General features: G+C 37.0%; 1 protein-coding gene. It reads right to left on the minus strand.

What is annotated here, in order from left to right:
* Nucleotides 1–230, minus strand: a 230-nt coding sequence (locus tag SB717_RS40045) for a Dps family protein (RefSeq protein ID WP_410908947.1), incomplete at both ends; no start/stop codon positions are given.

Here is a 230-nt window from a genome sequence, read left to right on the forward strand (position 1 = left end):
CATCATTTCGTAGTCTTTCATGATTGATTCGACCATACCTTCTGCAGTTTCTCCGTATGCTGCTTCTTGAATAGAAGATATTTCTAAGTATTCTTTCATTGTTGCTACTCGTTTGCCGCCAATTGCTAAAATACGTTCTGCAATTTCATCGATGTGAGTAGCTGATTCTGTGTAAAGTTCTTCGAATTTCTCGTGTAATGTGAAGAATTGAGGTCCTTTTACATACCAAT

The sequence above is a fragment of the Priestia sp. SIMBA_032 genome (assembly GCF_046535215.1).
GTDB lineage: Bacteria > Bacillota > Bacilli > Bacillales > Bacillaceae_H > Priestia > Priestia aryabhattai.